Source organism: Bittarella sp. HCP28S3_D9 (genome assembly GCF_052065655.1).
Lineage (GTDB): Bacteria > Bacillota > Clostridia > Oscillospirales > Ruminococcaceae > Bittarella > Bittarella massiliensis.
In genome coordinates this window covers 14335-27088 of the sequence record NZ_JBQHTP010000015.1, presented here as the reverse complement: position 1 = coordinate 27088, position 12754 = coordinate 14335, and the positions used below count along the sequence as shown (strand labels likewise).

Sequence of the window (12754 nt, the reverse complement as noted above, 5' to 3'; positions counted from 1 at the left end):
ATAATGGCCAGGCAGATGCACAGACCCGCTTGCCCCCTGCCCAATGGCCGACGACCACTGCGGTATCACACGGGCGCACTGCCCGGCGGGAGGGGAGAAGAGCGTGGATCTTGCCACCATGGTTTTGCTGGGGTTGGGGATGGCCATGGACGCCTTTGCCGTCTCGGTCTCCAACGGGTTGGCGCACAGGGGGCGGCCGCTCCCCTGCGCCCTGGCCTGCGGCACGGCCTTTGGCCTGGCCCAGGCGGCGATGCCGCTGCTGGGCTTTTTTGCCGGGTACACCTTCAGCGGGTACATCCACCGGTTTGACCACTGGGTGGCCCTGGCGCTGCTGGCGCTGTTGGGGGGGCGGATGGTCTGGGAGGCCCGGGGGGAGGAGATCGAACCCCTCTCCCGCCCCCGCCGGCTCACCGGGCGGCTGCTTTTGGGCCAGGCCGTGGCCACCAGCATCGACGCCCTGGCCCTGGGGGTCAGCCTCTCCTGTATCGGGGCGAACATCTGGCAGGCGGCGGCCATCATCGGCGGCTGCACCTTTTTGTGCTGCTTTGTCGGGGTCTACCTGGGCCACCGCTTCGGCTGCCTGCTGGGGCGCTGGGCCCAGGTGGTGGGGGGCTGGCTGCTGGTGGGCATCGGCGTCAAGATTTTTTTGGAACACACCCTGGGGCGCTGACGCCCCGGGTCTGGGATGTTGAAAAGGGGAGAGGAGACAGTTGAAAAAAGCCTTTCGCGCGGCCTTTCCGGTCACAGTGCCGGTGCTGCTGGGATACCTGTTTGTGGGGCTTGCCTTTGGGGTGCTGCTGCGCCAGGGCGGGTACGGCCCCCTCTGGGCGGCGGGGATGAGCGCGGCGGTCTACGCCGGCTCGATGCAGTTTGTGATGCTCAACTTTCTGGGGGGCGGCTTTTCCCTGGTGCAGGTGGCGCTGATGACCCTGGCGGTGAACTTCCGCCACCTCTTTTACGGCCTCTCCTTCACCGAGCGCTTCCGCCAGATGGGGAAAAAGCGCTGGTACATGATCTACTCCCTTACCGACGAGACCTATTCCCTCCTCTGCTCCCAGCGGGCGCCGGAAGGGGTGGAGCAGGGGCAGTTTTTCTTTGCCATCGCCCTGTTGGACGAGCTCTACTGGATCGCCGGGGCGGTGCTGGGCACGGTGGTGGGAGGGCTGCTCCCCTTTGACACCACCGGCATCGACTTTGCCATGACCGCCCTCTTCATCGTCATCGCCGTCGAGCAGTGGCAGGCCTACAAGAGCCGCTTCCCCGCCCTCTGGGGGGCCGGGTGCGCCCTGGCCTGCCTGCTTTTGCTGGGGCCGGACAAGTTCCTGATCCCCGCCCTGCTGCTGGCGGTGCTGGGGCTGTTGGCCTGTTCGCGGCCGATCGTGAAAAAGCTGGGAGAGGAGGGGGAGCAGTGAGCGCTTGGCATGTGGTGGCAATAATCGCCGTCGTGGGGGCGGTGACCTTTTTGACTCGGGCGGCCCCCTTCTGGTTTTTCAAGCGGGGGACCCCCCGCTGGGTCAACTACCTGGGCCGAGTGCTGCCCCCGGCCATCATGGCCATTTTGGTGGTCTACTGCCTGCGGGGGGTCAGCCTGCTGACCTACCCCTACGGCCTGCCGGAACTGCTGGCGGGAGCCGCGGTGGTGGGGCTGCACCTGTGGAAGAAAAACAACCCCATCAGCATCCTGGGGGGCACCGCCCTCTACATGGTGCTGGTGCAGCTGGTCTTTGCCGGATAGGGGGGCGCGCGCGTGAAGTTTATCCACACTGCCGACTGGCACCTGGGAAAGGTGCTGGGGGAATTCTCCCTGCTGGAAGACCAGATTTTTGCCATGAACGGCCTGCTGGAGCTGTTGCGGCGGGAGGGGGCGGACGCCCTGGTCATCGCCGGGGACGTGTACGACCGCTCGGTGCCCCCGGCGGCCGCCGTCACCGCCTTTGACGACTTTGTCAGCGCCGCGGTGGGGATGGGGGTGAAGGTGCTGGCCATCGCCGGCAACCACGACAGCCCCCAGCGCCTCTCCTTTGCCAACCGCCTGGTGCGCAGCGAGGGCTATTTTGTGGAGGGGAGCTGCACCCTCCCCCTGGCGCAGGTGCCGGTCACCGGCCGCGACGGGGTCGCCGTCACCTTTACCCTGGCCCCCTTTACCGACCGCTATCAGCTGCGGCGGCTGCTGCCGGAGGGGGAATACTCCACCTACACCGACGCCTACCGGGCGCTGCTGGAGGGGACGCCCCTTCCCGCCGGGCCCAACGTGCTGGTGGCCCACGGCTTTTTTGCCGGGGGGGAGGAGCTGGTGCGCAGCGACTCCGAGCTCTCGGTGGGGACCGGCGACCTGGTGGCCGCCTCCGCCCTGCGGGGGTTCGACTACGCCTGTCTGGGGCACCTGCACGCCCCCCAGACCTGCGGGCGGGAGACGGCCCGGTACAGCGGGTCGCTGCTCAAGTACTCCCTCTCGGAACAGGGGCAGAGGAAGGCGGTGGCGGTGGTGGAGATCGACGCCGCCGGCGCCGTTTCGGTGCGCCAGGAGCGGCTGCCCGTCCGCCGGGACCTGGCGGTGGTGCGGGGCAGCTTTGAAGAGCTGGCGTCCGGCGCCCTCCACCCCCCGGGGGAGGACTACCTCTACGCCGTCATCGCCGACAACGAGTTGGTCTACGGGGCGGTGAGCCGGCTGCGGGCGCTCTACCCCAACTTGCTGGGGGTCAAATTGGAGGCGCGGGTACAGGGGGAGGACCTGCCCGACCTCACGCCCCAGGACGACCGGCCCACCGACGAGCGGTTTGCGGCCTTTTACAGGGACGTGAAGGGGATGGAGCCCACCCCTGGCCAGATGGAGACCATCCGCGCCCTGCTGGAAAAATTGGAAGGGGAGGTGTAGCGCCGTGCGCCTTGTCAAACTGGAACTGCGCGCCTTCGGCCCCTTTGGGGGCTGCCAGGAAATCGACTTTGAGGCCCTGGGGGAGGAGGGCATCTTTCTCATCACCGGCCCCACCGGCGCGGGGAAGACCACCCTCTTCGACGGGGTGATGTTCGCCCTCTACGGCCGGGCCAGCGGCGACCGCCGCCAGCCCGAACAGTTTCGCAGCGACTTTGCGGAGGAGACGGCCGTCTGTTCTGCGGCGCTGGAATTTGCCATCCGCGGCGAGCGCTACCGCATCGAGCGCCAGCCCCAGCAGGTGCGCCAGAACGCCAAGGGCCGGTATGTCACGGTGAAGGCGGGGGCGGTGCTCACCGGCCCCAAGGGGGAGGTGCTCTCCAAAATCCGGGAGGTGGACGCCCGGGTGGTGGAGCTGGTGGGGCTGACGGCCGAGCAGTTTCGGCAGATCGTGCTGCTGCCCCAGGGGGAGTTTCGCAAGCTGTTGGACTCCTCCAGCGCCGAGAAGCAGGAGATTTTTCGACGCATCTTCGGCACCCAGAAGTTCAGCCGCTTGGAGGACCTGCTGCGGGAGCAGGCGGGGGAGGCCCAGGCCAAGATGGAGGAGTTGACCGTCCGCCTTCAGGTGGAGCGGGAGAAGATCGCCTGCGCGCCGGGCAGCCTGTTAGAGGGGCTCTGCCGGGCGGAGTACCCCGACTACGACGCCATCCTGCAGCAGTTGGAGGAGAGCTTGCAGGCCGCCCAGGGGGAGCTGGAGCGCGCCGCCGCCCGCCGGCAGGAGGTGGCTGCCCGCCACCGCGCCCTGGACCCCGACGCCCTGGCCCGGCAAAACCAGGGCATTGCCGCCCTGGCGATTGCCAAGGCCGAATGGGCCGCCTGGCAGGCGGAGGGCCCCCTGCAATCCCAGCGGGAGGAGGCCCTGGACCTGGCCCGCCGGGCCGAACTCTGCCGCCAGGCCATGCGCCGGGCCAAGGAGGCGGCCGAGCGGGCCGAGAGCGCCCGCCGGCAGGCGAAGGAAGCCGCCCGCGCCCTGGCGGAGAACCGCCCCCGCTGGGAGGCCGCCCAGGCCGGGGCCGAGGCCCTTTTGGGGCAGGAGACCGCCCGCACCGCGGCCCTACGCCGGGCAGAAGCCCTGCGGGGCCAGCAGGAACAGGCCCGCCGCCGAGAGCGAGTGGAGGGAGAGCTGGCCCGCTGTGAGCGCACCCTGCAGCGGCTGGGGCAGTTGCAGACATACCTGCAGCTGCGGGACAGGCGCCAAGAGGGGGAGGAGCAGCGGCGCGCCCTCACCGCCCTGCGGGAGGCCGCCCTTGCCAGAGGGGAGGCGGAAACGGCCCTGGCAGAGGCCCAGCGCCGGGCCCAGGAGGAGAGCCGGCGCCACCTGCAGGGGCAGGCCGCCCTGCTGGCCGAGGGGCTGACGCCGGGCGCGCCCTGCCCGGTCTGCGGCGCCACCCATCACCCGGCCCCGGCCCGGACGGGCGGCGAGATCCCCACCGCCGCCCAGTTGGAGGAGACGGCGGCCCGGGTGGAGGCCCTGCGCCGCCGGGCGGAGGGGGCCCGCGCCGAGGAGGCGGCCTGCCGCGCCGCCCTGCCTGCCGCCCTGCAGGGGGTGCAGGACCTGCCCGCCCAGGACGCCGCCCTGAAAGATGAGCTCGCCCTGCTGGCGGCGGAGGAGCGGCAGTTGGCAGACCAGGTGGCGGCCTTTATCCCCCTGGACCAGCTGGCGGCCAAGGGGCTGGACACCCCTGCGGGCTGCGAGCTGGCCGCCTCCCGCCAACAGAGCCGGCGGGAGGCCCTGGAAGAGGAGCGGGGGCAGCTGGCGGACCTCCCTCTCCCCCATCAGTTGGAGGGGGAGGCCGCCGCGGCCGAAGCTGAGGCAAAGGCCCTGGCGGAGCAGATCGCGGCCCGGCGGGACGCCTTTTCCCGGGCCCAGGAGCGGCAGGCCAGCCTGCAAAAGGCGGTGGACATCTACGCCGAGAGCGCCCGGGAAGCGGCTGCCGCCGCCGAGGCGGAAGAGGAGACGGCCCGCCAGCAGTTTGCCCGCCAGGGGCTGCGGGCCGACGCCCTGCCCCAGGGCGGGGAGGAGGAGATCCGCCGCCTGGAAGGGGAGATCGCCGCCTACCGGGAGCGGGGGGCCCAGTGGCGGGCCCGGCTGGAGGGATTGGCAGAGTACGAGGGAAAGACCCCCTGCGATCTGGAGGAGGCCGCCCGCCGGAGCGAACAGCTGGCCGCCGAGGAGGAGGCCCTGGAGCGGCAGCTGTCCGAGGGACAGGTCGCCCTGGCCCAGAACGGCGGTTGCAGGGAGGCCATTGCCGCCCTGTTGGCCCAGCGCGACCGCTGGGGCGAGGGCTACCGGGACGCGGTGGACCTCTACCGGGTGGCCAGCGGCCAGAACGCCAAGAAGCTCTCCTTCGAGCGGTACGTCCTCTCGGCCTATTTCGACCAGGTGGTGCGGGCGGCCAACCGCCGTTTTGCGGGGATGACCGAGGGCAAGTACACCCTGCTGCGGCGCACCGAGCGGGAGAAGGGAAACCGCGCCTCTGGGTTGGACCTGGAGGTGCTCGACAGCCTCACCGGCAAGACCCGCCACGTGAACACCCTCTCGGGGGGCGAGAGCTTTCAGGCCTCCCTCTCCCTGGCGCTGGGGCTGGCCGACGTCATCCAGCTCTTCTCCGGCGGGGTCAGCCTGGAGACGGTCTTTATCGACGAGGGGTTTGGCAGCCTGGACGCCGAGGCGCTGGAGTGCGCGGTGGACACCCTGGAGCGGCTGCGGCGGGAAGACCGGGTGGTGGGGATCATCTCCCACGTGGAGTGGCTGGAGGAGCGGCTGCCGGTGGCGCTGGCGGTGCGTCCCCTGCCGGGGGGCGGCAGTCGGGCGTCGGTGCGCCGGGGCGGCCGAGAAAGCGATTGAAACTTTGCCGCCCGTTTGCTATACTAAAGCCAGACAGAGCGAGACGAGAGAAAAGGGGAATATGAGATGAACATCTGGCACGACATCGAACCCGCCTGCATCAAGCCCGAGACCTTTACCGCGGTCATCGAGATCCCGGCGGGCACCAAAAAGAAGTACGAGTTGGACAAACACACCGGTCTGCTGCGGCTCGACCGCATCCTCTACACCTCCACCCACTACCCGGCCAACTACGGCTTTATCCCCCGCACCTACGCCGACGACGGCGACCCCCTGGACGTGCTGGTCATGTGCTCCGAGACCCTGGATTCCCTGGTGGAGGTGGACTGCTACCCCATCGGCGTGATCCGGATGATCGACGGCGGCGAGGTGGACGACAAGATCATCGCCATCCCCTGCCAGGACCCCACCTGGAACTTCTACCAGGACATTTCGGCCCTGCCGCCCCACATCAGCGACGAGGTCAAGCACTTTTTCGAGGTGTACAAGGGGCTGGAACACGGCCACACCACCACCTCTGAGGCCCTGGGCCGCCAGCGGGCGGAGGAGATCATCGCCGAGTGCATCCAGCGCTACGAGGTGCACTTTTGCGGCCTGAGACTTAAGGGCGAAGAGAACTAGGAATCACTTGACACAAAGAGAGAGCGGGCGGGTGCGATCGATTTCGCACCCGCCCGCTTTTTTTGTCCTTCGGTGCCCCAAACCTCTGGCTCTGCCGGGAAAGTCAAGTGGCTTTGGTAAAAGACCTTCGGAACGGAAACGCGCTGAAGGCGAAAAAAGAAAGGCGGTTTGGGGGGATAGTCGACGCGAAATGGTGTTCTAGATTGCCGTTTTGCTGGCGGCAGTGTGTGATGGGATAGCATCTGGCGGCTCTTGAAGGGGCTACGCCTGGATAGCGCCCTTTTCGGGCCGGTGCGTGCCGCCAGTTCAACTGGCGATTTTGCTTGTCGCTTTGGTGCCCCGATCCCCTGACTCCGTCGGGAAAGTCAAATGACTTGACGGCGGCCTTCTAAACGAGAACGTGCTGAAGGTGCAAAAAGAAAGGCGGTTTGGGGGGGACAGACGACGCGAAATGGTGTTCTAGATTGCCATTTTGCTGGCGGCAGTGTGTGATGGGATAGCGTTCGATGCCCCTTGAGGGGCTACGCCTGGATGGCGCCCTTTTCGGTCCGGTGTGTGCCGTCTGTTTCACCGATGGCTTTGACTGTGCCGTTAATAGAGGCGGCCCTGCTGGATTTCGTCCCCTTCCGGCGGGGCGCACCGCTCTCTGTCCAACAGGGGCGGCGTCTGCCCCAGCAGGGCGAGGGCGGCGCCGGTGTCGGTCAGCCACCCCTCCAACTGGCCGGGGGCGAGGAGGACCGGCATCCGGGGGTGGATGTCGGCCATCGAGGCGTTGGCGGCGGTGGTGAAGAGGGTGTAGCGGGCCTCTCCCCCCTCCAACCGGTAGCAGCCGGCCAGGTAGAACAGGGGCTGGCCCGGCAGGGTGAAGCGGTATTTGGCGCTGGGGCGACAGGATCTGTCCCACTCGAAAAAGCCGGTGGCGGGGACGGCGCAGCGGCGCTCTAGCAGGCTGTCGCGAAAGAGGGGGCGCTCGGCCGCCGTCTCCGCCCGGGCGTTGATGACAAGCCCCCCACCCTTGGGGGAGGAAAAGCCCCACCTGGCCAACCCCGCCGCCATCCGCCTGCCGGTGTGGGCGAGGACGGGGGCCCAGTTGGAGGGAAAGACCTCTCCGCTGGCGGCCTGGCTGGATTTTTCGGGGTAGCGGCGGGCGATCTCCGCCAGAATGGCTCGCAGCTGGGCGTTTTCGCGCTCGGTGTACAGGCTGTAGCGGCCGCACATAGAAATTCCCCCTTCCCTTTGCGCTTTTTTTCATTATAGCGCAAAGAGAGGGGGGAGAAAAGCGGGAGAAGGGGGAACCCCATCACTGGTCGATGTTGACAATGCCCCGGCAGCGGGGATAGTTGGTGCAGCCGTAGAACTCCTTCCCCGCGTTGGGGCCCCGGGTGGCCCGCCGGCGCACCATGGGGGCCCCGCACCGCGGGCAGAGAAGCTGGGGGGAGTGCGCGGCAGAGGAGGGGGGCGGATCGGCCTGGGGTTCGGCGGATTCGCCCTGCTGCTGCCGGTATTTGGCGGTAAAATCGGCGGAAGCGGGGTGGTGTTGGGCGAGGAAGAAGCGGGCCAGGGCCTCCATCTCTTTATCGCTGGCGGAGGACAGGTTGGACTGGGTGTTGGAGCGCCGGATATAGTCGGCCAGTTGGTCGGCGCGAATAACCATTTCCCGCACCTCCCGCTTGGCGTAGCGGGTGTTGAGGACGGTTTTGGGGTTGGCCAGCACGATGACCGACCGATAATTTTCAGAGAAGTTCTTTTCAAATAGGGAGCGGATGAGGGCGTTGCTCTTTTCCGCCCGGCGCAGCTCAAAAATCAAGTCCAGGTGGCGCTGATTTTGGGTGATGGGGGAGTAGATGCCCTCTTTTTGAAAGCGGCCGCCGTAGGAGAGGGTGCGCACAAAGTCCCCGCCGCTGCCAATTTCGATGTTCCCGTACAGATTCTTGCACTCCACCACGTAATTGCGGCGGCGGGTGATGAGCAAAAAGTCGATTTGGGCTTTCTTCCCGTCAAACTCGAGATTTAAATCGCGGAGGACAAACATGGGCAGATGGCTGTTCTCCAGTTCAAAGAGGATGTTTTTCTCCCCGGCGATCCCAGCTTGTAGGGCGCGGATGTCCTGGTCGATTTGCTCTTGGAGCGCCGGGAGCGCGGTTTCCCGCAGCGCTTGTAGGGCCGCCAACTGTTCGTCGGCGCTGCTGTCCCGCTTTAAAAAGACCGGCTCTTTGATTTTCTCGAACAGCCCCATGTCCCTCTCCCCCTGTTGCCGCGAGCGCTTGTGCCCGCAGCTTTTAGTATAGTGTACTGCCATTGTATCAACAGGGCGACGATTTGTCAAAAAAGGGGAAAAAGAGGAGGACCCGCAACGGTTGCGCCGATGCGGACAAAAGAAAACAAAAAAGGCACCCGGTCATCGACCGAGTGCCTTTGGTGCAGACGATGGGATTTGAACCCACACAGGCTTACGCCCACTACCCCCTCAAAGTAGCGTGTCTGCCAGTTCCACCACATCTGCATGTAAACGGCCCGGAAGCCGTTTAACAGGTTGTATTATAGCATCTATCTCCCCGTTCGTCAACTGGGAAAAGAGAGATTTTTTTGTGCCATCGGTCAGCGGTCCCACTTTTCGCACAGGGCGATGATCTGGTCGCGGAACCTGCTCAAATCCTTGTTGCTGCCGCCCTGGTTGTGGGCAATTACATCCAGCAGGCGGGTCCCGGCCGCCAGCAGTCTGCCGAAGGCCTGGTTGGAGGAACCGTTTTTGCGCTCGCACTTGGGGCGCAGCTGCTCAAAGGGCACCCCGGCGCTGACGATCTGCCCGGCGGCCAGGTCGTACACCTCGCTGAAGTTGGGGGCGTGGGCCGAGAGGCCCCGCGCCTCCAGCGCCGTGCAAAACTGCCGGCAGACCCCGTCCTCCCCGTGGACCACGAACACGTGGGCCGGGGCGGGGGAGAAGGCGCCGATCCAGCGCAGCAGGCCGTTTTTGTCGGCGTGGGCCGAGAGGCCGGGGAAGTTGACGATGCGGGCCTTGACGGCGATCTCCTCGCCGAAGAGCTTGACCTGCCGCGCCCCTTCCAGCAGGGCGCGCCCCAGCGTCCCCTCGGCCTGGTAGCCCACAAAGACCACCGTGCACTCGGGTCGCCAGAGGTTGTGTTTCAGGTGGTGGCGGATCCGCCCGGCCTCGCACATCCCGCTGGCCGAGAGGATGACTTTGGGGGTGGGATCGGCGTTGAGGGCCTTGGACTCCTCGCTGCTCTCGCACATCCGCATCCCCTCAAATTCCAGCGGATCGCTGCCCAGGTGGAGCAGTTTCAGGGTGTCCTCGTCGGCATAGGGAAGCAGGTCGCTGCTGTAGATGCGGGTGGCCTCGGTGGCCAGGGGGCTGTCCACGTAGACGGGGAAGTGGGGGTTGGCCCCCACCAGGTGCCGGTCCTTGATCTCCCGCAGGAAATAGAGCAGCTCTTGGGTGCGCCCCACGGCAAAGGAAGGGATGACCACATTGCCCCCCTTGGCGAAGGTCTGGTTGAGGATGTCGGCCAGGTCGGCCACATAGTCGGTGGAGGGCTCGTGCAGCCGGTCGCCGTAGGTGCTCTCCATCACCACGTAGTCGGCCTGGGTGAGAAATTGGGGGTCGCGGATGATGGGCTGGTCGGTGTTGCCGATGTCGCCGGAAAAGACCAGTTTCTTCTCCACCTGCCCCTCCCGCACCCACAGCTCGATGGAGGAGGAGCCCAACAGGTGCCCCGCGTCCTGAAACCGGGCCCGCACACCGTCGGCGATCTCCACAAACTCGCCGTAGCGGCAGGGGGTCAGCAGGGGCAGGACCCGCTCCGCGTCCTGCACGGTGTAGAGGGGCTCCACCCCCTCGTCGCCGGAGCGGCCGCGCTTGCGGTTTTCCCACTGGGTGTCCACCTCTTGGATGTGGGCGCTGTCGCGCAGCATGATGGAGAGGAGGCGACAGGTGGCGTCGATGGCGTAGATCTTGCCCTGAAAGCCGTCCTTTACCAGCAGGGGCAGCCGGCCGGAGTGGTCGATGTGGGCGTGGGTGACCAGCACCGCGTCGATGCTAGCGGCGGCGAAGGGGAGCTGCTGGTTGTCCTTTTCGTCCCGCCCCTGCTGTAGGCCGCAGTCGACCAGCAGGCGGGTGTTCCCCACCTCGATGCAGTGGCAGCTGCCGGTGACCTCGTGCGCGGCGCCGTAAAATGTCAGTTTCACAGGTCGTTCCCCCTTTTGGAGGGGGATTCAAAGGGACCAGAAGCCCCTTCCCCCCTCTGCTTTCATTGTAAGGGCACTTTATGTCCGGTCTGTGCGCAGTTTTCGCAATTTCTGTGAACGGATCGCGATTTTGGTGGACTTCACAAAACCGCTTTGTTTTTTGCAGCAAAAGGGCAAAGGGCGGCGGGCGGCGCATATCTGCCCGGCGGCGGGGAAAAGTGAAGGGTGAAGGCGGCTGTTTTCGGCGGCCGCCAACCCAAAACCAGGGAGGGACACAGGATGAGCGATGCCAAGAAAAAGGTAAAAGCCTATATGGACGAGCAGATTGCCGTGCTGGAGGAGGGCCTTGACCGGCTGTACGCAGAGGACCGGCAGCCCGCCAAAGAGGGCAACCTCTACAACGGAATGCTCAAGAGCACGGTGGAGTTTGAAATCACCCACATGCGCCACCTGAGCGAAGACCTGCAGAAACTGCTGTAGCCAAAAAAGGCCCCGCCCTCTCGCAAAAAGAGGGCGGGGCCTTTTTTCATTTGTCCGCAGTGGGGGCGGCCGGTGTGTTTTGCCGGCAGAGGGCTTCAAACGCGTCCGCCGGGAGAGGGCGGGCATAGAGGTAGCCCTGGGCGTGCTGGCAGCCGATCTGCAGCAAAAAGCGGGCCTGTTCCGGCAGTTCCACCCCTTCGCTGATGACCAAGATCCCCATCTCGTGGGCCAGCTCCACCACCTTTTGGACAATGATCTGGGAGCGGGGGGAGGAGAGGGCCTTGTCCATAAAGGTGCGGTCGAGTTTGATGGTGTCCAGCGGAAATCCCCCCAGCAGGGAGAGGGAGGAGTAGCCGGAGCCGAAGTCGTCGATGGAGAGGAGAAAGCCGATCTCTTTGAGCTGCCTTCCCAGTTCCTCGAGGTGGCCCAGCTCGTTGAAGGCCGTCTCGGTGAGTTCCAGTTCGATCAGGCCGGGGGGCACCCGGTGGCGCTCCACCATCTCCGTCAGCCGCTGCAGGTACCCCTCCTCCTGTAGGTGGAGGCGGGACTGGTTGACCGAGATGGGAAAGGCGGGGAGCCCGCTGTCCAGCCGGCGGCGCAGCAGGGCGCAGGCCTGGTCGAGGACGCAGAAGTCCACCTCGGTGATAAAGCCGTTTCGCTCGAACAGGGGGATGAACTGGTCGGGGTAGTAGAGGTGAGAGGGGCCCCGCTGCCAGCGGACCAGGGCTTCCGCCCCGCAGACCTCGCCGGTGGCCATGTTGAATTTGGGCTGGTAGTAGGCCACGAACTCCCCGTCCGCCAGGGCCTGTTCCATCTGGTCCTCCATCTCCCTGTTTTGGCGCAACTGCTCTTCCAGCTCGCCGGAGAAGAAGAGGACCGGGTCGGGGCGGATGCGGGCCTCGCGGCGGGCGATCTCCGCCGCGTCGACAAAGGCGGTAAAAGGGGTGTGATCGTCGCCGATCTCAGCGACCCCAAAATTGAAGCGGAGCTTGATGTGGTGGCTGGCGGCGGCGTAGTCGCTGTTTTGGGCGCCGAATCGCAGCAGGGCAGCGCGGGTCCCCTCCTCGCCGGAAAAGGGGAGCAGCAGCAGAAAGTGGTCGGCCTTGACCCGGGCCAACAGCGCTTCCCCGCCAAAGGTCGCCTGCAGGGCTTTGGTCACTTGCAGGATGATGTCGTCCCCCATCTGCCGGCCGTAGCTGTCGTTGATGGTACTGAAATGGCTGATGTCGGTGGAGACGACGCAGAGGCTGTGGGGCGCGGCGGCCCGCCGCCGGCGGGTGCCCTCCTCCTCAAAGTAGTTGGCGTTGGCGATCCCCGTCAGCAAGTCGGCGTAGGCCAGCCGGTAGAGGTGCCGGTTGAAGCGCTGACGAAAGAGGAAGACCGCCACCAGGATGGCCAAAAAGGCGCCCAGAAAGAGGAGCAGCAGGTTCAGGGGGGAAAAGGCATGGGGGAAGAGGACCATGCCGGTGCCCCACAGAAGGGCAAAGAGCCCCGCGCAAAACAGGGCGGAGAGAAGGATGAACTTGTTGTCAGTAATGCGTTTCACGAATGGACCACCGCCTTTCAAAATGGGGTGGAAATACGACCCGACAGAAGGGGCTTGCTCTGGGGCCACGGCTGATGCGAGGCCCCCCTGTCCTATTTTCACTTTACCATCTTTTTCTCGCGAA

11 protein-coding genes and 1 tRNA gene are annotated in these 12754 nt (G+C 66.0%); 7 read left to right on the top strand and 5 right to left on the bottom strand.

Annotated features, from left to right (window positions below):
- Positions 1-103 precede the first annotated feature (103 nt).
- The 6 genes from ACTNAU_RS08975 (at position 104) to ACTNAU_RS08950 (ending at position 6401) form a co-directional block, all read left to right on the top strand.
- On the top strand, positions 104-670 hold the full coding sequence (locus ACTNAU_RS08975; RefSeq protein ID WP_185916082.1) for a manganese efflux pump MntP: 567 nt from the start codon (positions 104-106) through the stop codon (positions 668-670).
- Positions 671-710: 40 nt separating this feature from the next.
- Positions 711-1412 (top strand): AzlC family ABC transporter permease, encoded by a 702-nt coding sequence (locus ACTNAU_RS08970; RefSeq protein WP_059005421.1) that lies wholly within the window; start codon positions 711-713, stop codon positions 1410-1412.
- Positions 1409-1735: a branched-chain amino acid transporter permease gene (locus ACTNAU_RS08965; protein WP_441098210.1), complete on the top strand. Its 327-nt coding sequence runs from the start codon at positions 1409-1411 to the stop codon at positions 1733-1735. The genes ACTNAU_RS08970 and ACTNAU_RS08965 overlap by 4 nt, the downstream gene beginning before the upstream one ends.
- Positions 1736-1747: 12 nt before the next feature.
- A complete protein-coding gene (locus ACTNAU_RS08960) occupies positions 1748-2875 on the top strand; it encodes an exonuclease SbcCD subunit D (RefSeq protein ID WP_185916084.1) in 1128 nt (375 codons plus the stop codon).
- Positions 2876-2879: 4 nt separating this feature from the next.
- Positions 2880-5780, top strand: a complete 2901-nt coding sequence (locus ACTNAU_RS08955) for an AAA family ATPase (RefSeq protein ID WP_441098209.1) — start codon at positions 2880-2882, stop codon at positions 5778-5780.
- Between the two features lie 66 nt (positions 5781-5846).
- The gene (locus tag ACTNAU_RS08950) at positions 5847-6401 is read left to right on the top strand and encodes an inorganic diphosphatase (protein WP_185916086.1); all 555 of its coding nucleotides are present in this window, start codon (positions 5847-5849) and stop codon (positions 6399-6401) included.
- A 591-nt stretch (positions 6402-6992) separates the two neighbouring features.
- On the opposite strand, the gene ACTNAU_RS08945 is transcribed toward ACTNAU_RS08950, so the two are convergent.
- The 4 genes from ACTNAU_RS08945 to ACTNAU_RS08930 form a co-directional block, all read right to left on the bottom strand.
- Positions 6993-7619: an SOS response-associated peptidase gene (locus ACTNAU_RS08945; RefSeq protein ID WP_441098208.1), complete on the bottom strand. Its 627-nt coding sequence runs from the start codon at positions 7617-7619 to the stop codon at positions 6993-6995.
- Positions 7620-7701: 82 nt separating this feature from the next.
- On the bottom strand, positions 7702-8700 hold the full coding sequence (locus ACTNAU_RS08940; RefSeq protein WP_441098207.1) for an NERD domain-containing protein: 999 nt from the start codon (positions 8698-8700) through the stop codon (positions 7702-7704).
- Between the two features lie 117 nt (positions 8701-8817).
- Positions 8818-8904: transfer RNA gene (locus tag ACTNAU_RS08935), tRNA-Leu, on the bottom strand.
- A 95-nt stretch (positions 8905-8999) separates the two neighbouring features.
- Positions 9000-10604, bottom strand: coding sequence for an MBL fold metallo-hydrolase RNA specificity domain-containing protein (locus tag ACTNAU_RS08930; RefSeq protein ID WP_185916089.1), 1605 nt, complete (start codon positions 10602-10604; stop codon positions 9000-9002).
- A 279-nt stretch (positions 10605-10883) separates the two neighbouring features.
- On the opposite strand from ACTNAU_RS08930, the gene ACTNAU_RS08925 reads away from it, so the two are divergent.
- Positions 10884-11084 carry a hypothetical protein gene (locus tag ACTNAU_RS08925; protein WP_021658401.1) on the top strand — a complete coding sequence of 67 codons (201 nt, stop codon included), beginning with the start codon at positions 10884-10886 and terminating at the stop codon, positions 11082-11084.
- Positions 11085-11130: 46 nt separating this feature from the next.
- Here the strand turns inward: ACTNAU_RS08925 and ACTNAU_RS08920 are convergent, their stop codons facing one another.
- Positions 11131-12630, bottom strand: coding sequence for a putative bifunctional diguanylate cyclase/phosphodiesterase (locus ACTNAU_RS08920; protein ID WP_441098206.1), 1500 nt, complete (start codon positions 12628-12630; stop codon positions 11131-11133).
- Positions 12631-12754 lie beyond the last annotated feature (124 nt).